The organism is Streptomyces sp. NPDC057697 (assembly GCF_042799335.1).
Lineage (GTDB): Bacteria > Actinomycetota > Actinomycetes > Streptomycetales > Streptomycetaceae > Streptomyces.
This window is the reverse complement of record NZ_JBHVJA010000007.1, coordinates 122,507-141,346: the sequence shown is the minus strand read 5'-3', so window position 1 is coordinate 141,346 and position 18,840 is coordinate 122,507. Positions and strand designations below refer to the sequence as shown.

The following is an 18,840-nucleotide window of genomic DNA, read 5'->3' as shown; positions in this document are numbered from 1 at the left end:
TGTGACGAACGCCTCACACGCTGCCGCATGGGCCTCTACCGTGAAAGGACTTCCCGCTCCACAAAGCACAGCGCGAAAGGCGGTCAACAGTGGCCACACGCAAGGAGATCGACGGCTCGGCGGGCGTCCCGCAGTTCTACGGCAAGGAACTCCGCTTCAAGCGGGAGGAGGCGGGCCTGACCCTGGAGAAGCTGTCGGACGGCAGCTTCTACGGCGTCACGTACCTGAGCGAGATCGAACACGGTCACCGGCGGATGCCTGAGGATCTGGCCCGGCACGCGGACCGGGTACTGAAGACGGACGGGTTCTTCGGGCGGCGGTGCGAGGACGTGCGGAAGGCCAAGCAGGGAGCCCATTCCTCTTACTTCGCGGGGGTCGTGGAGGCAGAAAAACGAGCCCGCGCCATCGCCGAGTGGTCCGGCACTCTGATTCCCGGGCTACTCCAGACCAGGTCGTACGCCGATGCCATCATCCGCTCCGCACACGCCCTGGACACGGCGGAAGAGGTCGAAGCCAAGATCGATGCCCGGCTGCAACGAGCCAAGCTCTTCGACAACCCCAAGAGGCCCGAGTACTGGGTGATCCTGCACGAGGCATTGATCCACCACTCCGTCCTCCCGCCTGCGGAAATGGCCGAGCAGTTGGAGCACATCGCCGCCCTGGTACGCCGCCGTCGCATCGTTGCACAGATCCTTCCGTGGAACGGTCCGACCCGGGCGCTCACAGAACTACCGCTCTTCCTCATGGACTTCGACAACGAGCCGCCGCTTCTGTACACCGAGGGCTCGTACCATGGCCAGACCATCGACGATCCGTCCATCGTCATGCGCTACCGCAAGGCATACGATCGGCTGAGGGCCGCCGGCTTGTCGCCAGAGGCGTCCCTCGACGTGATCGAGAAGGCGGCTGAGGAGTACCGGAATGGCCAGCATCGTCCTTGATCTCAGCGCTGCCACCTGGCGCAAGAGCAGCCACAGCAATGGCGATGGCGGCAACTGCCTAGAAGTCGCGGACGGCCACCAGGACCTCGTCCCCGTCCGCGACTCCAAGCGCCCCGAAGGACCCGTGCTCGTGCTTCCCGCGTCCGCCTGGACGCCGTTCGTCGAGTCCGTCAAGGCGTCCTGACCCCGCCGAAGCGACCCGGGCATACTTTTCGGCATGTCCGAGACCAAGGCCGTACCCCCCTCATGGGCCGCCGCCCTGCGGCCAGGCTCCGCGTCCCGTCCGTCGGCGCTCTCGCTCCGCGACGCCGCGCCCGCGCTGCTGGGGTACGTCGCCGTCCGGGTCACCGGCGTCGCGATCCTCCTGATCACGGCCGCCGCCACCGGCAAGGACGGCATGCACCGGCTGTCGGGCCGCTGGGACTCGGTCTGGTACCAGCGGATCGCCGAGCACGGATACGGCTACGAGGTCCGGCTCCCGGACGGCACCCTCCACTCCGACCTGGCCTTCTTCCCGCTCCTGCCCGCGCTGGAACGAGGAGTGTCCGCCTTCCTCCCGCCCCTCGGCGTGGCCGGTGCGGGCCTGCTGGTCTCCTGGCTCGCCTCGCTGGCCGCCGCCGCAGGCATCTACGCCGTGGGGGCGCGGCTGTACGGGCACCGGGCGGGGGTGCTGCTGGCCGTGCTCTGGGGGGTGTACCCGACGGCGTTCGTGCAGTCCATGGCGTACACCGAGACGCTGTTCACGGCGCTCGCGGCCTGGGCGCTGTACGCCGTACTGACCGACCGATGGATCACAGCGGGTGTGCTGTGCATGGGCGCCGGGCTCACCCGGCCGGTCGCGGCCGCGCTGATCGCGGCGATCTGCGTCACCGCGCTGTGGCGGCTGGTCACCGCGCGGCGCGCGGGCGAACCTCTGCGGGCACACCGCCGGATGCTGGCGGGCGCCTGTCTGGCCCCGCTGGGCTGGCTGTCGTACATCGTCTTCGTGGCCGTACGGGAGAGGAGCCCGTTCGCCTACTTCGACGTCCAGGCCGCCTGGAACAACCGGATCGACGGAGGGGCGGCGCTGGCCGCCTTCGTGGCGCAGCAGTTCCGCCACGACGTCCTCGCGGGACTCGGGCTGTGCGCGGCCTTCGCCTTCCTCTTCTGGGTGGTGTGGCGGTGCGTACGGCAACGGCCGCGCCAGCCACTGCCCGTGATCGTCTACTGCCTCGTGGTGGTCGTGATCTCGCTGATCGGCTCCGGCTATTTCGGCTCCAGGCCCCGGCTGATGATGCCCGCGTTCCCGTTGCTGCTCCCGGCCGCGGTGGCCCTGGCGGGCGCCCGGCGGGGGGCCATCCCGGCGGTGATCGTGGCTGTGGCAGCGCTCGCGTCGGGGGTGTACGGCGCGTTCACACTGCTGGGGTCCGGGCCGCCGTGACGGCCGGGGCGGGCAGATCGGATCGGGCCGGGTCGAATCGGGTCGGATCGGGTTCGCGGCAGGCCCGGGGCGTGCTCACGAGCGCGGGAAGCGGGCGCGTACGGCGTCGATGCAGGTGTCCCTGGACGTGGGCCCGCCGAACCGAAGACGGTCATACGCCGTGAACGCCGGTTCCAGCGCGTCGAGTTCGTCGACCAGCACGTGCAGCCGCTCGGACCACCGCGCCGTACCGGCATCCGGCTCGTACTCCGAGGCACTGATCGCGGCCGTCACATGGGCCTTGTGCTGGATGGCGGCCGGGGTCACCGAGTGCAGGCACACGTACTGTCCGCTGAGATACGCGTTCCACTCCGCCTTCCCGGTCGCCGGGTCGGCCCAGTGAGCGGTGAACCACGCTTCGAGCAGCTCCACGCCACCGGCTTCACCAGCGAGAGCGAACAGGTCGGACGGCACCATCTCGGCGCCGTCGGAGCGCAGATACCCCGGAAGCGGCAGGCGCCGCCCCAGCATCAGCCGCCGGACGGCATCGGCGTCACGACCGTGGACCGCGCACAGTTTCTCCAGGTCAACGAACTGCGCGCTGACGTACACGTCGTCGGCTTCGGTCATCGGATGGTCACCGTTGACCTCGCGGAACCGCCCGGCGAGCTGCTGCTTCAGGTCTGTCTCCGGCATCGGGTCGCCTCCTGCTCCTACCGGCGCGGGCACCTCCCGCGCGGGACTCGGCACGCTACTGGCGGGACGGTTCGGCGCTCACCGAACCGTCGGCGTCACGACCGCACGAGGGCGCCTCGCCCGCGACCGGCCCAGCCCGCACCGGCACCGCCAACCGCGCTGCCACACAAGGTGGTTGGACTCGCCGCAGCGCCCCGACGAGTCCGCTCGCCCTGTTTCCCGGACCGGTCGCCGCATAGGCTGACCGGTGCAGCGACCACGGAACGGAACAGACATGGGCGGCTGGGACACGGACCCGTTCGACAACGACCTCACCGACGAGTTCGAGGGCGCTCTCGACGCCTCCCCCGAGGAGGAGCAGGAGGCCATGGTCCGCACGGCGTGCGAGGCGGCCGTGGCCGCGGAGGGCCGGGACGAGGAGTCCGCGCGGCTGACGGTGGCCTCGGCCGCCTGGCTCACCCGCGCCTTCCCCGCCGACGAGGAGGACGAACCGGCCGCCGCCGGGGAGCCGTTCGCCGATCTGCCCGGTCTGCGGGCGCTGGCCGTGAGCGCACTGGACGCCATCGCCGCCGCGCCGCCCGCACTGGTCGGGGAGTGGGCCGACGGCACGGAGGAGGAGTGGCGTGCCACCCTTGGCGGTATCCGCGAGGAACTGCTTCCGTGAAACCGGCACCCGGCTTCCCGGTGCCGCACCTCGACCATCCCGGCCCGACTCTCCGCAGGAGCACCGACGTGGACCAGCTCAGCTACGACGACATCAAGGCCGCCACCGACCGGACCGCCGGGCGCATCCGCCCGGTCGCCGTCGCGCCTGTCGCGCCCGTCGCACCGGGTGGCGCGGCGGCGTCCGGGGAACCGTACGAGATGTGGTTCGCGCTGGAGTTCATGCAGTACACCGGCTCCTTCAAGGCGCGCGGCGCGCAGAACTTCCTCCAGGCCCACCGCGAGGCGGGCACCCTGCCGGACGCGGGGGTGACCATCGCCTCCGGCGGCAACGCCGGGCTGGCCTGCGCGTGGGCCGCCCAGCAGCAGGGCGTACGGGCCACGGTGTTCCTGCCGGGCACCGCCCCGGCGGTGAAGGTGGCCAGGCTCCGTGAGTTCGGGGCGGACGTGCGGCTGGTCGGCACGGAGTACGCCGAAGCCCTCGAAGCGTGCGAGGAGTTCGCCGCCTCGTCGGGCGCGCTCGCCGCGCACGCCTACGACCATGCGTTGATCGCCGCCGGGGCCGGCACCCTGCTGGAGGAGATCCACGCCCGGATCCCCGGCCTGGACACCGTGGTGGTCTCGGTCGGCGGCGGCGGGCTGTTCGCGGGGGTCGCCACCGCCGCCCGGCACCACGGCATCCGTACGGTCGCCGTCGAGCCGGAGAACTGCCGTTCGCTGAACGCCGCCATCGCGGCCGGGGCGCCGGTGGACGTGCCCGTCGACTCGGTCGCCGTCGACTCCCTCGGCGCCCGGCGCGCCACCCCCCTGGCACTGCACGCGGTGCGCGAGAACGACGTCCGCTCGGTCCTCGTCCCGGACGTGGAGATCGTCCGCGCCCGCCAGGCGCTGTGGGACCAGCACCGCGTCGCCGTCGAACACGCCGCCGCCACCGCGCTGGCCGCCCTCACCGCGCCGGACCCGGGCTACCGGCCGGGCGACGGCGAGCGGATCGCCGTCGTGCTGTGCGGGGCGAACACCGACCCGCGCGACCTGGTGCGCCCGGCGGCCGGCAGCTGAGACCGGGACCGCCGGGGCCGGCCCCGGTCGCCGCAAGGCATCCCGAACCGCCCTGGTCCGTGGGCATAAGCGGGACGTGAGCAGAACATCAGCGGTGGACCGGAGAGTGTGAGGGTTGCGTTTCGGGCGAACAAAGGGACTCAGGATGAAGAGAATCAAGGCCGCTCTCCTCACGGCCACCGTCGTCGCGGGCATGGCGGTGGCCGCCACCCCGGCACAGGCGGTCGACTACTGCAACATCGGTGGCGGCACCATCATCTGCGAGTACGGCGTGAGCACCACGACGCTCCCCGACGGCACGAAGCAGGAGTTCGCGATCGGCACCGACCGTGCGGTGTGGACGCGCTGGACGAAGTCCGGGGGCTGGACCTCGTGGTCGTCCATGGGCGGGGAGTGGTACAGCGGGGTCGGCATCCGTACTCAGGAGGTACGCCCCTACCTCTTCGCTCTCGTCCTCAAGGGATCCGACGGCTGGTTGTGGGCCAACTGGCGTGACAACGGCGGAAACTGGACCGGCTGGTCCCACCTCCCCGACCCGTCCTGATCTGATCTGATCCGATCGAGTCTGATCGGGTCTAATCGGGTCTGATCCGTGCCTGACGGGGAGATCATCCGTGCCTGACGGGGAGATCGTCCGCGCCCGCCAGGCACCGCGGCACCAGCGCCGTGCGGAAAGGGCGCGCCCGGAACCCGGGCGCGCCCCTCACCGGTCACACGCGGTGCCGCGGACCGGCGTCAGCGGTCGCGGCGCTCGCGGAGCTCGTCCGCGGCGCCCCGGGCCTTGTCGCGGCCCTGCTGCGACGTCTTCGAGGCCCGCTCGGACGCGCCCTGCATCCGCTCCCGGCCTTCGGCGCCCATCCGCTCCCGGCCCTCGGGGCGCATCCGCTCCCGGTCCTCGGGCCGCATCCGCTCCTGACCTTCGGGGCGCATCCGCTCCCGGCCCTCGTCGCGGCCCTCGTCGGCCTTCTTCTTCGCCTGGTCAGCGAGCTGCTGCGCCTTGTCCTTGAACTGGTCTGCGATACCCATGCCGTTCACTCCTCGTGGGTGCTTGGGGGCGGTCCGTGAGGACCTCGTTCAGCGTCGCAGCCCCCGCCACCCACCGCATGTCGATCACTTACGCTGCGTGTTCGCCGCCCTCGCGTCCCGGTCCGCGGCGCCCCCGGCGCCCACGAGGCCCTTGCTCACGCCGTCCAGCCGGGACCCGAACCTGCGGACCTCCCGCTGGCCGACGACCCCTATCAGCGAGGGCAGATACCCCCGCACTGACTGCATCCCGCGCAGCCACCACTGCGCGTACACGTGCGGGGACCGGCGCTCGATGCCGGCCACGATCCGGTCGACGGCGGGGCCCAGCGGATAGGTGCGGTTGGCCGGCCAGGGCAGCCGCTGCCGCAGTTCCCGCATCACGTCGTCCTGGTCGGCGCCGCGCACCATGTCCGTGTCGGTCCAGGAGAGATAGCCGACCCCGACCTTCACGCCCCGGTGGCCGACCTCGGCCCGCAGGCTGTGCGCGAACGCCTCCACGCCGGACTTGGACGCGCAGTACGCGGTCATCATCGGCGCGGGTGTCATCGCCGCGAGCGAGGCGATCTGGAGGAAGTAGCCGCGGCTCTCCATGAGCACCGGCAGGAAGGCCCGTCCGGTGACCGCGCCACCGATCAGATTGACCTCGATGACCCGCCGCCACGCCTCGGGGTCCGAGTCGACGAACGGCCCGCCGGAGGCGACCCCGGCGTTGGCGACGACGACGTCGATCTTCCCGAACCGGGCCTTGACCTCCTGGGCCACGCGCGCCATCGCGTCGTGGTCGGTGACGTCGGCGAACCAGTGGTCGCTCTCCGCGTGCAGCCGCTCGGAGACCTTCTTCAGTTCATCCGGTTCCAGACCGACCAGCGCGAGCTTCGCGCCACGTGCCGAGAGCTTGCGGGCCAGCAGTTCGCCCACGCCGCGCGCCGCGCCGGTGACGACGACGACCTGTCCTTCGAGACTCCGCCTGTCGCTCATGCGACCTCCTCCTTCTCGGCCGTACCGTCCGTGCCCGTGCCTGTGCTCGTTCCCGTACCGCCCGCCGGGAGGTACGCGGTGACGAGCTCCCGGATCTTCGCCGTGACCGCCTCCGGCGCCTCCACGGGTGTCATGTGCCCCATGCCCGTCAGCTCGGTGAGCCCCAGGCAGTCGGGCAGCGCCGCCGCGAGGGCGCGGGCGTGCGCGGGCGGTGTCATCCGGTCCTCCGTACCCGCGATCACCGCGGCGGGCACTCTCAACTCCCGTACGCCCGCGTCGAGATCGAGATCCGCGAGGACACGGCCCCAGGGCGCCCTGGCGCCGCGCGGGCAGGCGTGCACGATCCGGGCGCAGGTGTCCACCCGGTCCGGTGCGGAGCCCGCTCCCATCGTGGCGTACTTGAGCATCCGCCTGGAAATCGGTGTGACCGGTCCGAGGGGGGCCTTCGCACGGAGGATCGCACGGGTCACCGCGGTCCGGACGGCCCCGGCGCCGAACGGCACCACCAGCGACTGGGCGGCCAGCCTGGAACTGCCGGTGCTGCACAGCAGTACGGCGGCCGCGTGTTCCCGCAGTCCGGCCCGGCGCGCGGCGGCCATGAGCGTCATGCCGCCCATGGAGTGCCCGGCGATCACGGCCTGCTCGCCCGGCGCGAGGGTGGCGGCCAGCACCGCTTCGAGGTCGTCGGCGAGGGCGTCCGTGCTGTACCCCTCGCGGCCCACGGCGGGCGAACGGCCGTGGCCCCGCTGGTCGTAGGCGACGACCCGGTGGTCCACCGCGAGGTCCCTGACCTGGGCGTCCCAGAAGCGGGTGCTGCACGTCCAGCCGTGCGCGAGGACCACCGCGGGGGCGCCGTCCCGCCCGTGCACCTCGACATGGATGCGGGCGCCGTCGGCGGAGCGCGCGGTCAGCTCGCGCGTGGGGACGGGCGGGGCGGCGGCGGCCTTGAGCAGCCGGCTCATCCCACGACCTCCTCGGCGACGGCCTTGCGCGCGGCGACGGCCTGCTTGCCGGGGGGCCGTACGACCTCGTACTCGGAGAGGTCGACCGATCGGGTGGCCTTGCGGAACTCGGAGGTGGTGCCCGGCCAGACCGTGGTGTTGCGCCCGTTGGCGTCCAGGTACCAGCTGTTGCAGCCGCCGGTGTTCCACACCGTGCGCTTCATCCGGTCCTGGACGCGGCGGTTCCAGGTGCCGACCGCCGAGGGCCGCGCGTCGAGGGCGACCCGTCCGCCGAGCACGTCCAGCTGGCGCAGGTAGTCGGCCATGTAGTTCAGCTGGGACTCGATCATGAGGATCATCGAGGAGTTCCCGAGGCCCGTGTTGGGGCCGATGATCGTCATCCAGTTGGGGAAACCGGCGGCGCTGGCGCCGCGCAGCGCCTGCATGCCGTCCTTCCAGGAGTCGGCGAGCGTGCTGCCGTCCGCGCCCACCACCCGCTCGGCGATCGGCATGTCGGTGACATGGAAGCCGGTCCCGAAGATGATCGCGTCGACCTCCGTCTCCGTGCCGTCGGAGGCGACGAGCGTGGAGCCGCGCACCTCGGCCAGGCCGGAGGCGACCACGTCCACATTGGGCTGGGCGAGCGCCGGGTAGTAGGCGCTGGAGAGCAGGATGCGCTTGCAGCCGATGCGGTACGAGGGGGTCAGCTTGGCCCGCAGCGCGGGGTCCTTGATGGCCCGCGCCATGTTGGCCTTGGCTATCTTCTCGACCATGCCGAGCTCGCCCGGATGCTTGGTGAAGGCGCTGACCTGCAACTCGCGTATGCCCCAGAGCAGTCCGCGGCGGGCGGTGCCGGTGATGGGCAGGGTGCGGTGCAGCCAGCGTTCGGCGCCGCTGATCCTGCGGTCCATGCGCGGCATGACCCAGGGCGGGGTGCGCTGGAAGAGCGTCAGGCGCCCGGCCTTCGGCTGGATGGCGGGCACGATCTGGATGGCGGAGGCGCCGGTGCCGATCACGGCGACGCGCTTGCCGGTCAGGTCGGCGTCGTGGTCCCAGCGGGCCGAGTGGAAGACCTTGCCGGGGAAGCCGTCGAGTCCGGGGATGTCCGGAGTCTTCGGGTCGGAGAGCGGGCCGCTCGCGGAGACCACGACCTCGGCGGTGAAGGAGGCCCCGTTCGCCGTCTCGATGGTCCAGCGCAGCTCCTCGCGGTCCCAGCGCATGACCGTCACCTCATGGCCCAGCCTGAGGTGCGGGCGCAGCCCGAAGGTGTCGGCGACGTGCTCCAGGTAGGCGCGGATGTGCTGCTGCCCGGAGAAGGTGCGCGGCCACTCCGGGTTGGGTGCGAACGAGAACGAGTAGAGGTGGGACGGCACGTCGCAGGCGCAGCCCGGATAGCTGTTGTCGCGCCAGGTGCCGCCGACGGAGTCGGCCCGCTCCAGGACGACGAAGTCCGTGATGCCTTCGCGGCGCAGCCGGACCGCCGCCCCGAGGCCCCCGAACCCGGAACCGATCACCGCCACTCGTACATGCTCGTGCTGGGCCATGCTGCCGCCTCCCGCGGTACGTCACACGACTCTGCCAGCAATCACTGGCATTGTTGGGAGAGTAGAGCAGCTCCGTACCGATGGGTAGGGGTCGGCGGGGGAAAGTTACCGGCGGTACAACATGCGGTCCCCTCCCCGGTCCCGGCCGGTAGGGTGCGGGGGTGGCTGAAGGACGCGAGCACCGCGAATACCGCATGGAGGAGCTGGCCAAGGAGGCCGGGATCCCCGTGCGGACCGTGCGCTTCTACCGGGAGCGCGGGCTGATCTCGCCGCCCCGCCGCGAGGGGCGCATCGCCTGGTACGACGACCACCACCTGGCCCGGCTGCGCACCATCACGGGCCTGCTGGAACGCGGCCACACCCTCACCGGCATCGCCGATCTGGCCCGCACCTTCGAGAGCGGCCGGGACGTCGCCGAGGTGCTGGGGCTGGGCGAGCCGACCGAGGAGACCCCGGTGCGCCTCACGCCCGAGCAGCTCGCGGACTACTTCGAGGGCGAGACCAGCGCGGAGAACCTGGCCGCCGCCCTCGACCTCGGCTATCTCGCCACCGACGGCGACGAGATCGTCCACATCAGCCGCCGGCTGCTGGAGGTCTCCTCCGAGCTGGTCCGGGAAGGGGTCCCGCTCGCCACGGTGCTCTCGGCCGGACGCCGCGTCCGCGAGCACGCCGACGCGCTCGCCGAGCTCTTCGTGGGCGTCCTGGAGAACCACAGCGACGACCCCGAACCACCCCAGCTGCGCCCGCTGGCCCGCGCGGTGGTGGACGCCGAACTCTCCATGGCCCTGGACCGGCGCCTGCGCCGCGAGCACACCGACGAACCGCCGCGGAACCCTGACTGACGGATGGCCGCACGGCGGCCGACGGGACGTTTTCCTTGATCGCACGCCGGGATACTGCCCGGCCCGGACGGCCCGGCACTCCCCGCGTTCGCACGCTCTACTGTTCGAAGACCACCGTCACGGGCGCATGGTCGCTCCACCGCTCGGCATGCGTCGCGGCCCGCTCGACCCAGCCCTTCACCGCGCGCCCGGCCAGCCCCGGCGTCGCCACCTGGTAGTCGATCCGCCAGCCGGTGTCGTTGTCGAAGGCCCGCCCGCGGTAGGACCACCAGGAGTACGGACCCTCCTCGTCGGGGTGCAGGGACCGTACGACATCGACGTACTCGGCCTCGTCGAAGACCCGGGTCAGCCACTCCCGCTCCTCGGGGAGGAAGCCTGAGTTCTTCTTGTTGCCCTTCCAGTTCTTCAGGTCGGCCTCCTGGTGGGCGATGTTCCAGTCGCCGCACACCACCACCTCGCGGCCACCGGCCGCGGCGCGCTTCCTCAGGCCCTTCAGATACGGGAGGAACGCGGCCATGAACCGCTCCTTCTCGTCCTGCCTCTCGGTGCCGACCTCGCCGGAGGGCAGGTACAGGCTCGCGACCGTGATGCCCGGCAGGTCGATCTCGACGTAGCGGCCGCTCGTGTCGAACTCCTCGCTCCCGGCGTCCCCGAAGCCGCCGAACCCGATCTGCACGCGCTCGGGCGCACGCCGGGTGTACAGGGAGACCCCGGCCCGCCCCTTGGCGGCGGCCGGGGCGTGCACGGTGTGCCAGCCCTCGGGATCACGCACCTCCTGGGGCAGCTGCTCCGGCTCGGCCCGTACCTCCTGGAGGCAGATCACATCGGCCTCGGTCCGGGCCAGCCACTCGACGAAGCCCTTCTTGGCGGCGGCACGGAGCCCGTTTACATTGACGGTGGTCACGGTGGTGAGCATTACGGCACGATACCGACACTTAGCGGCTGCATACATGTACCATTCTTCGTATGCATATCCAGCCCCGTCCCTTCGACCACCCCGATGCCGTCGAACTCAACGACCAGGTGCAGCTCGAATACGCCGAGCGCTACGGGGACGAGGGCGATGTCACACCGCTCGACCCCACGATGTTCGTGCCGCCGAACGGTCTGTATCTGCTCGCCTACGATGCGCGGGGCCGCCCCGTCGCCACCGGCGGCTGGCGCTCCCAGGAGCGGAACGACGAGGGGTACTCGGACGGCGACGCCGAGCTCAAGCGGATGTTCGTGATACCCGAGGGCCGGGGCAACGGGCTGGCCCGCCGCATCCTGGCCGCCCTGGAGGACGACGCGCGGGCGGCGGGCCGGGTCCGCATGGTGCTGGAGACCGGGGACCAGCAGCCCGAGGCGATCGCGCTGTACGCGTCCAGCGGATACGCCCCGTGCGAGAAGTTCGGCCACTACCGCACGTACGACAGCAGCCGCTGCTTCGCGAAGCCGCTGCGGTAGCCGCCGCCGGGCGACGGAAGCGCCCGGTCAGCCGGTCAGGGTGTCCTTCAGCCAGGGGGCGATCACGGCCATCGCCTCGTCGAAGCGCGAGATGGCGCAGTGGCCGGTGTCCGGGATCAGCACGACCCGGGTGTCCCGGCGGCCCTCGAACACCAGGGTGTCGTCCAGCGGGACATGGACGTCCTCGGTCCCGTTGACCACCAGCATCGGCCCATTGGTGTCCCGGTCCAGCAGCGGGCGCAGGTCGAAGGCCGCGAATGCCGCCTCGCGCGCGGCCGTGCTCGGCATGGCGTCGAAGCCCAGGGCGTTGCCGACGATGCCGTCCATGCCGAAGGCGAAGCCCCGGCCCGGGGCGAAGGAGCGCTCCACCGGACCGCCGAGCACCACGGAGGCGTCGACCGCGCCGGTCAGCCCGCTCCGCGCGGAGTAGTAGCCGCCCATCGAGATGCCGAAGTGGCCGACCTTCCCGTTCCCGGTCGCGCGGGCGAAGGAGACCAGCCCAGCGACCACCTCGGCCCCGCCGTCCGGGGTCATCGGCAGATGGGCGGTCTCGCCGGTGCCCGCGAGGTCGAACAGCAGCAGCCGCGCCGGCAGGGCGAACGCGAGCTGCTCCCACATCCCGTGCAGGTCGGTCTTCCAGGAGTCCACCCCTCCACTGGCCAGCACGACCGGCGCGTCGGCGGGCAGGCCGGGGGCGGCTATCAGGTGGACCGGCAGGGTGGCCTCGCCGCCCCGGTACGGAACGGTGAGCGTGCGGCGCTCGAACTCCACCGGGAAGCCGGGGGCGGCGAGGGCGTACTGCTCGACCTGGCGGGCGAGCGCGGTGCGCTTCGGGGCGTCGGCCAGCGAGGGGAACTTCGCCCAGCCGTACGCCTGCGCGGCCAGCCGGTGCTGCCCGGCCTCGGCATGCCGGGCGGCGAGCGCGGACCACTCGTACACCCAGCCGCCGGGCCGGTCGGGCCACATCTCGGTGACGGCGGCACGGACCGCGTCCACCTCGTCGACGGGAAGGCCGAGGGTCATCTGCGGATAGCGCTCGACGAACAGTTCCTGCGGGTCCAGGGGCCAGGTGAATGACATGGTGCTGCCTCCTGCTGCACTTAAAGCCTGATCTCTTGCATTAGCGACTATGCACCCACGCAATCCTTAACGCAAGCAACTTGCGTTAAGGTGGTGGCCGAGGTGATCGATACATGACCGAGGAAGAATCGGAGCCGATCCGCCGCCGCCCCGGGGGCCGCGCCGCGCGCGTCCGCAAGGCCGTGCTGGCGGCCGCCATGGAGGTGCTGGCCGAGGAGGGCATCGCCCGGCTCAGCATCGCCGAGGTCGCGGCTCGCGCAGGCGTCAACGAGAGCACGGTGTACCGGCGTTGGGGCAGCCGGGAGAAGCTCGTGCTGGATGCCATGCTCGCCGGGAGCGACGAGGGCATCCCCGTCCCCGACACCGGGGCCGTCCGCACCGATCTGGCCGCCTTCGCCCGCGCGTTGGCCGGGTACCTCGCCACGCCGACCGGCCGCGCCATCGCCCGCGCCGCCTCGCTCAGCTCCGACGACCCCGGCCTCGCCGAGGCCTGGCAGACCTTCTGGCAGTCCCGCCTCGATCAGGCGGGCGTCATCGTCGGCCGGGCCGTCGAGCGCGGGGAGCTCCCGGCGGACACCGACACGGCCCTGGCGCTCGAACTGCTCTGCTCCCCGCTCCAGACCCGTGCCCTGCTCGGCCACCGCCCGCTCGAACCGGATCTGCCGGAGCGCCTGGCGGACATGGTGCTGTACGGCCTGCGGGGCCGGGCCGGGGATGCGCTGCTTGATCAGGACCGGCGCCTGCGGCCGAACTGACACCCGGGGGCCCGGGGCCGCCCGCCCCGCGCCCGGGGCCCTCAGACTCCGGCCGCGTACGTCCAGAACTCCCGCATCGGTGCGGGCGGGGTCGGCCCGGTCATCTCCAGCTGGGTCAGCAGGACGGCGACCGTACCGGTGGCGGGCGTGAGGTGCCCGGTCGTCCCCGAGCCGCCCACCCAGCCGTAGCGCCCCGGAACGTTCCAGGGCTCGACCGCCGCGACGTCGACCGAACCCCCGTACCCCCAGCCCTGGCCCTCCAGGAACATCGCACCGCCCTCGCGCTGCGCCGCCGTCAGGTGGTCGGTGGTCATCAGCCGCACCGACTCGGCAAAGAGCAGCCGGCGGCCGCTCTTCCCGGCGTGCCCCTCAGCGAGGAGCATCCGGGCGAAGGCGTACCAGTCGTCGGCGGTCGAGACCAGCCCGCCCGCCCCGGACGGGAACACGGGTGGAGCGCTCCACTGCCCGTCCGGGGCGTCGACCAGCCGGAGGCCGTCGCCCTCGGGGGTGGTGCGGTAGAGGCTGGTGAACCGGTCGGCCTCGGACGGCGGCACGGAGAAACCGGTGTCGGCCATGCCCAGCGGCTCGAACAGCCGCTCCGCCAGGAACTCGGACAGCGGCCGGTCCGAGACCCGGGCGATCAGCACGCCGAGGATGTCGGAGCAGGTGTTGTACAGCCATGCCTCGCCCGGCTGGTGGAGCAGCGGGATACCGGACAGCGCGGCCATCCACGCGTCCGGCGCCACGACGTCCCGGGGGCGCAGCGCCCCCTGCTTCAGCTCGCTGGACAACAGCCCGACCGCGGGCAGCGAGAAGTCCGACGGGAAGCCGTACCCGGCCCGGAAGGTGAGCAGATCGGCCACGGTGATGACCCGCTCCGCGGGCACCACGTCGTCGACCGGGGAGGCGGGCGTACGGACCACCATCGGCGCCGCCAGCTCCGGCAGCCACTGCCGCACCGGTTCGTCCAGCGCGATCCGGCCCTCCTCGACCAGCACCATGGTCGCCGCGGCGATCACCGGCTTGGTCATCGAGGCGATACGGAAGACCGAGTCCCGCTCCATCGGGACCGTGCCGTCCGCGTCGGCGGAGCCGACCGCCGCCACCTCGACCCGGTCCCCGCGGGCCACCAGGCCGACGGCTCCCGGCGCCGCTCCGCCGCCGACATGCTTGCTCAGGACATCGTGCAGATTGCTCATCGGTCCACCCTCTCGCCCGTGCGTCCGGAGGAAGGACCGCCGCACCGTCCTGGACTCATCGGCCCCGGACGTACGCCCCGACGGCTCAGCGCACCCGGCCGACCCCCACGTAGAAGCCGCTGCGCTCCCGCACCGGCGCGGGCTCCTCGCGGTACCACTCGGTGGCGAAGACCAGCCCCGGCTCGACCATCTCCAGCCCGTCGAAGAAGGGCTCGACCTCGCTCCGGGTACGCATCCGCAGCGGGATCGCCCCCTTCTTGTACGCGCTCTCGGTCTCCTGCTTCAGCTCCGGGTGCTGGTCGGCCGTACCGTGCGAGACCACCAGGTAGCTGCCGGCGGGCAGCGCGTCGACCAGGGTTCGGGTGAGGCCGTACGGGTCCTCGTCGTCCGGCAGGAAGTGCAGGAGCGCGATGAGGGAGAGCGCGATGGGCCGGTCGAAGTCGAGCAGCTCACGGGCGTGTTCGAGGATCGCCTCCGGCCGGCGCACATCCGCGTGGATGTAGTCGGTGACACCCTCCGGGCTGCTGATCAGCAGCGCCTCCGCGTGCCGCAGCACGATCGGGTCGTTGTCCGCGTAGACGATCCGGGCGGACGGGACGATGCCCTGGACCACCTGGTGCAGATTGGGTTCGGTGGGGATGCCGGTGCCGATGTCGAGGAACTGGTCGACCCCGGTGCGGGCCAGCCAGGCGGAGGCCCGGTGCATGAAGGCCCGGTTCCGCGCGGCGTTGCCCCGCGCCTCCGCGGGCAGCTTCTCGGCCACCTGCTGGTCGACCGGGTAGTTGTCCTTGCCGCCGAGCAGCCAGTCGTAGACGCGGGCGGGATGGGGCTTGCTGGTGTCGATCCGGGGCTCGGGCTGGTCGACCGGCACGGGGGCGCTCCTCGCGGTACGGAGAATCCATGAGCGCGGAATCGCGGGGGAATCCACGCGCGTGCGAACGCGCCCAGCGTAGGCGACGCGGTTCCCGGGGCCGATGGCAGGGCTCGTAAGATCGTCGGTCCGGGGCACGGCCTCCGGGCGCGACCCGGCGGCCCTGACGCTGAGCGTTCTCGCACCGATGGGGAGGCGCTGATGGATTTCCGGCTGCTCGGCAGGGTGGGGGCCGTCACCGGCGCGGGAGAGCTGCCACTGGGCCCCGCCAAGCGGCGCAGTGTGCTCGCGGCGCTGCTCCTCAGGGCCAACTCGGCGGTCCCCGTCGATCAGTTGATCACCGCGCTCTGGGACGACGCGCCACCCGCTCATGCCCGTACGGTCGTTCAGGGACATGTCTCGCGGCTGCGGGCCCTGCTGGCCTCGGCCGATGCCGGGGAGCACGGGGTCTGCCTGCTGACCCGGGGCCGGTCGTACGTGTTCGAGGTGCCGGAGGCGCTGCTCGACACCTGCCGTTTCGAGCGGCTCGCCCGGCGCGGCGGGCTCCGCCGGCGCCCCGCCGACGCGGTGGCCGACCTCGGTGGGGCGCTCGCGCTGTGGCACGGCCCGGCGCTCGACGGCGCCACCCCGAGCGCCTCGCTGCGGGCCGCGGCGCGGGCGCTGGAGGAGGCCCGGCTCGATGTGGTGGAGAGCCTGGCGGCGGCCCACGAGCGGCTCGGGGACCGGGCCGGTGCGGTGGCCGTGCTCCAGGCGGAGGCGACGGCGTACCCGCTGCGCGAGTCACTGGCCGAGGCGTTGATCCTGGCGCTGTGCCGGGCGGGGCGCCGGTCGGACGCGCTCGACCGGTACCACCGCACCCGTTGCCTGCTCGCCGACGAACTGGGCGTCGCCCCGGGCCCGGGGCTGCGAGCCGCCTACGAAACGATCCTGCACGGCGACCCCGCGGGGGCGACCGGCCCCGGCCCGGTGGACCTGCTGCCTGTGCTGGGGGCTGGGCTGGGGCCGGGGATTGGGCGCGGGGCTGGGCTGGGGCCGGTGTCGGGGCCGGGGGCTGGGCTGGGGGCTGGGCTGGGGCCGGGGATCGGGTGCGGGGCTGAGCTGGGGCCGGTGTCGGGGCCGGGGGCTGGGCTGGGGCCGGGGATCGGGTGCGGGGCTGAGCTGGGGCCGGTGTCGGGGCCGGGGGCTGGGCTGATGTCGGGGAACGGACTCGGCCTGGTGCCAGGGACTGGGACCGGGCCGGTCATGGAAGCCGCCCCGGGGCCGGGGGCCGGTCCTGCTCGCGTGCCGGCCTGGCCCACTCCCTCCGACACCAGCCCCTCCGACCCCAGCCCCTCCTGCCCCGGCCCCTCCTGCCCCGCATGCTCCGGCCTCTCCCCCTCCGGCCTCTCCCCCTCCGGCCTCTCCCCCTCCGGCCTCGCGTCCTCCGACCCCCGCCTCTCCGCCCCCACCCCCTCCGACCCCGTGCCGCGGTTGCTGCCGCGCGGGGTACGGGGGTTCCTGGGCCGGGACGCGGAGTTGGCCGCGCTGGACCGGATCGCCGGAGCCGGGGCCGTAGCGCTGGTGACCGGCCCCGCCGGTGTGGGCAAGACCGCGCTCGCGCTCCGCTGGGCGCACCGCGGCCAGGCCCGCTACCCGGGCGGCACGCTCTTCGCCGACCTGCGCGGCTTCGGCGGCGTACCGGCCGAACCCGGGGAGACCGTACGGGAGTTCCTGCTCGCGCTCGGGGTACCGGCGCGCGACCTCCCCGACTCCTCGACGGCCGCCACCGCGCTGTACCGCGAACTGACCCGGGAACGCGCGCTCCTGGTCGTCCTCGACAACGCGCGCGGCACCGACCAGGTCCGCCCGCTGCTGCCCTCGGGGACCGGCTCGGCCGCCGTGGTCACCTCGCGCGTCCGGCTCGGCGGGCTGATCGTCGAGGAGCTGGCCCGGCCGGTGCCGCTCGACGTCCTGGGGCCGGTGCCCGCCACCGAACTCCTCGCCGCGGCGGTCGGCGAGGAGCGGGTGGCGGCCGAGCCCGAGGCGGCGGACCGGCTGGCCCGGCTCTGCGACGGGCTGCCCCTCGCGCTGCGCATCACGGCGGCACAGCTGGCGGCCAGACCCCACTGGCGGCTCGCCGAGCTCGCGGACGAACTCGCGGACGAGCAGCGGCGGCTGGCCCTGCTCTCGCTCGACGAGGCGGAGGAGTCGGGGGTCGCGGCGGCGCTCCGCATCACGGTGCAGGGGCTGCCGCCGGAGGCGGTGCGGCTCTTCGCCCTGCTCGGGGTGGTCCCCGGGCCGGATCTGGAGCGGTACGCCGCCGCCGCGCTGCTCGGCCGCGATCCCGCTGTGGCGGCCGAGGCGCTCGAACGGCTCGCGGGGGCCCATCTGGTGACCGAGTGCGCCCCCGGCCGCTACTCCCTGCACGATCTGGTCCGGCTGTACGCGCGCGGGCTCGGCACCGATGAAGGGGCGCTGCTGCGGCTGCTGGACGGCTACACGGCCACCGCGCTCGCCGCGTCCCTCGCCGCCGAACCGGGCGAGAAACCCTGCTGCGCCCTGCCCCGGGAGGCGGCGGCCGACACCCCGGCCCGGTCGTTCCCCGACCGGGCCGCCGCTCTGCGGTGGTACGCGGCGGAGCGCGAGAACCTGGCCGCCGCGGTCACCGCCGCCCGCGCGGCGGGCCACGACGACCGGGCCTGGCGCCTGGCCGTGCTCCAGTGGCCGTACGTGGTGTGGTGCGTCCGGGACGGCTGGGCGCCGCTGCTCGAACAGGCCCTGGAGGCCAGCAGGCGCCTGGACGACCCGGACGCGGAGTCCCGGGTACGGGCGCTGCTGGGCTGGGTGCTGACCCGGGAGGGGCAGCTGTCCGAGGCGCTCGTCCAGCTGGAGCTCGCGCCCGCCCTCGCGGCCCGCGCGCACGACCCGTCGAGCGAGGCCATCGCCCTGGTCAACCTGGCGGTCGCACTGGACTCGGACGGGGTCACCGGCGCCTCGCTGCGCCACGTCACCCGCGCGGTCCGGCTCGCCCGCGAGGCGCAGGACGTCCTCACCGAACTCCTCGCGCTCCAGCACCGGACGCACCAGCTCCTGGCCCGGGGCGACATCGCGGCGGCGGAACGCTGCACGGCGTACGCGCTGGCGCTCGACGACCACGGGGTGACGACGGGCCTGGGCGTCATGCGCAGGGCCGCGCTACGGCTGAGCCGGGGTGAGGCGCTGCTCGCGCTGGGCGAGCGGGACGCGGCGGAGAGCTGCGCCCGTCAGGCACTCGCGGAGGCCGCGAGCCAGGGCTTCCAGGAGGGGGTCGACCGGGCCAGGTCCCAGCTGAAGGCCCTGGGGAGCCCGGTGGACCTCCCGGCGGCACCGGACGGCGCCGACCGGCCCGTACCTTCCTGACGGGTGCGCCGCGAAGCAAGCC

Annotated in this window: 19 protein-coding genes; 10 read left to right on the top strand and 9 right to left on the bottom strand. The window is 73.0% G+C overall.

The window, feature by feature from the left end:
* Positions 1-89: 89 nt before the first annotated feature.
* Genes ACFVFH_RS19955 through ACFVFH_RS19945 form a run of 3 tightly spaced genes read left to right on the top strand, consistent with a single transcriptional unit; the run spans position 90 to position 2,361 of the window.
* Positions 90-941, top strand: coding sequence for a helix-turn-helix domain-containing protein (locus tag ACFVFH_RS19955; RefSeq protein ID WP_383770263.1), 852 nt, complete (start codon positions 90-92; stop codon positions 939-941).
* The gene (locus ACFVFH_RS19950) at positions 922-1,125 is read left to right on the top strand and encodes a DUF397 domain-containing protein (protein WP_383770261.1); all 204 of its coding nucleotides are present in this window, start codon (positions 922-924) and stop codon (positions 1,123-1,125) included. The genes ACFVFH_RS19955 and ACFVFH_RS19950 overlap by 20 nt, the downstream gene beginning before the upstream one ends.
* 33 nt (positions 1,126-1,158) lie before the next feature.
* Positions 1,159-2,361: a hypothetical protein gene (locus ACFVFH_RS19945; protein ID WP_383770258.1), complete on the top strand. Its 1,203-nt coding sequence runs from the start codon at positions 1,159-1,161 to the stop codon at positions 2,359-2,361.
* A 75-nt stretch (positions 2,362-2,436) separates the two neighbouring features.
* Here the strand turns inward: ACFVFH_RS19945 and ACFVFH_RS19940 are convergent, their stop codons facing one another.
* Positions 2,437-3,036 carry a DUF6058 family natural product biosynthesis protein gene (locus ACFVFH_RS19940; RefSeq protein ID WP_383770255.1) on the bottom strand — a complete coding sequence of 200 codons (600 nt, stop codon included), beginning with the start codon at positions 3,034-3,036 and terminating at the stop codon, positions 2,437-2,439.
* 274 nt (positions 3,037-3,310) lie between these two features.
* On the opposite strand from ACFVFH_RS19940, the gene ACFVFH_RS19935 reads away from it, so the two are divergent.
* The 3 genes from ACFVFH_RS19935 to ACFVFH_RS19925 all read left to right on the top strand — a co-directional run bounded on the left by ACFVFH_RS19935 (position 3,311) and on the right by ACFVFH_RS19925 (position 5,302).
* Positions 3,311-3,700, top strand: a complete 390-nt coding sequence (locus tag ACFVFH_RS19935) for a DUF4259 domain-containing protein (RefSeq protein ID WP_383770253.1) — start codon at positions 3,311-3,313, stop codon at positions 3,698-3,700.
* 68 nt (positions 3,701-3,768) lie between these two features.
* Positions 3,769-4,758, top strand: a complete 990-nt coding sequence (locus tag ACFVFH_RS19930; protein ID WP_383770737.1) for a serine/threonine dehydratase — start codon at positions 3,769-3,771, stop codon at positions 4,756-4,758.
* Between the two features lie 145 nt (positions 4,759-4,903).
* Positions 4,904-5,302 (top strand): hypothetical protein, encoded by a 399-nt coding sequence (locus ACFVFH_RS19925; protein WP_383770251.1) that lies wholly within the window; start codon positions 4,904-4,906, stop codon positions 5,300-5,302.
* 191 nt (positions 5,303-5,493) lie between these two features.
* Here ACFVFH_RS19925 and ACFVFH_RS19920 read toward each other — a convergent pair whose 3' ends face one another.
* The 4 genes from ACFVFH_RS19920 to ACFVFH_RS19905 all read right to left on the bottom strand — a co-directional run bounded on the left by ACFVFH_RS19920 (position 5,494) and on the right by ACFVFH_RS19905 (position 9,247).
* A complete protein-coding gene (locus ACFVFH_RS19920) occupies positions 5,494-5,784 on the bottom strand; it encodes a hypothetical protein (RefSeq protein WP_383770249.1) in 291 nt (96 codons plus the stop codon).
* A gap of 84 nt (positions 5,785-5,868) precedes the next feature.
* Positions 5,869-6,762 (bottom strand): SDR family oxidoreductase, encoded by an 894-nt coding sequence (locus ACFVFH_RS19915; RefSeq protein WP_383770246.1) that lies wholly within the window; start codon positions 6,760-6,762, stop codon positions 5,869-5,871.
* A complete protein-coding gene (locus ACFVFH_RS19910) occupies positions 6,759-7,724 on the bottom strand; it encodes an alpha/beta fold hydrolase (RefSeq protein WP_383770243.1) in 966 nt (321 codons plus the stop codon). Before ACFVFH_RS19910 ends, ACFVFH_RS19915 begins: the two co-directional genes overlap by 4 nt.
* A complete protein-coding gene (locus ACFVFH_RS19905) occupies positions 7,721-9,247 on the bottom strand; it encodes a flavin-containing monooxygenase (protein WP_383770241.1) in 1,527 nt (508 codons plus the stop codon). The genes ACFVFH_RS19910 and ACFVFH_RS19905 overlap by 4 nt, the downstream gene beginning before the upstream one ends.
* 194 nt (positions 9,248-9,441) lie before the next feature.
* Between ACFVFH_RS19905 and ACFVFH_RS19900 the strand changes: the two genes are divergently transcribed.
* Entirely contained in the window at positions 9,442-10,089 is a 648-nt protein-coding gene (locus tag ACFVFH_RS19900; protein ID WP_383770734.1) for a MerR family transcriptional regulator, read from the top strand.
* A gap of 97 nt (positions 10,090-10,186) precedes the next feature.
* Here the strand turns inward: ACFVFH_RS19900 and ACFVFH_RS19895 are convergent, their stop codons facing one another.
* Positions 10,187-11,005, bottom strand: coding sequence for an exodeoxyribonuclease III (locus ACFVFH_RS19895; RefSeq protein ID WP_383770238.1), 819 nt, complete (start codon positions 11,003-11,005; stop codon positions 10,187-10,189).
* Between the two features lie 50 nt (positions 11,006-11,055).
* Here ACFVFH_RS19895 and ACFVFH_RS19890 point away from each other — a divergent pair, with 50 nt between their 5' ends.
* Positions 11,056-11,535 (top strand): GNAT family N-acetyltransferase, encoded by a 480-nt coding sequence (locus tag ACFVFH_RS19890; protein ID WP_383770235.1) that lies wholly within the window; start codon positions 11,056-11,058, stop codon positions 11,533-11,535.
* A 27-nt stretch (positions 11,536-11,562) separates the two neighbouring features.
* On the opposite strand, the gene ACFVFH_RS19885 is transcribed toward ACFVFH_RS19890, so the two are convergent.
* Positions 11,563-12,615 (bottom strand): alpha/beta hydrolase, encoded by a 1,053-nt coding sequence (locus tag ACFVFH_RS19885; protein ID WP_383770232.1) that lies wholly within the window; start codon positions 12,613-12,615, stop codon positions 11,563-11,565.
* 113 nt (positions 12,616-12,728) lie between these two features.
* On the opposite strand from ACFVFH_RS19885, the gene ACFVFH_RS19880 reads away from it, so the two are divergent.
* Positions 12,729-13,370, top strand: a complete 642-nt coding sequence (locus ACFVFH_RS19880) for a TetR/AcrR family transcriptional regulator (protein ID WP_383770229.1) — start codon at positions 12,729-12,731, stop codon at positions 13,368-13,370.
* Positions 13,371-13,411: 41 nt separating this feature from the next.
* Here the strand turns inward: ACFVFH_RS19880 and ACFVFH_RS19875 are convergent, their stop codons facing one another.
* The gene (locus ACFVFH_RS19875) at positions 13,412-14,569 is read right to left on the bottom strand and encodes a serine hydrolase domain-containing protein (protein WP_383770226.1); all 1,158 of its coding nucleotides are present in this window, start codon (positions 14,567-14,569) and stop codon (positions 13,412-13,414) included.
* An 85-nt stretch (positions 14,570-14,654) separates the two neighbouring features.
* Positions 14,655-15,440 carry an SAM-dependent methyltransferase gene (locus ACFVFH_RS19870; RefSeq protein ID WP_383770222.1) on the bottom strand — a complete coding sequence of 262 codons (786 nt, stop codon included), beginning with the start codon at positions 15,438-15,440 and terminating at the stop codon, positions 14,655-14,657.
* Between the two features lie 201 nt (positions 15,441-15,641).
* On the opposite strand from ACFVFH_RS19870, the gene ACFVFH_RS19865 reads away from it, so the two are divergent.
* A complete protein-coding gene (locus tag ACFVFH_RS19865) occupies positions 15,642-18,818 on the top strand; it encodes a BTAD domain-containing putative transcriptional regulator (RefSeq protein ID WP_383770220.1) in 3,177 nt (1,058 codons plus the stop codon).
* Positions 18,819-18,840 lie beyond the last annotated feature (22 nt).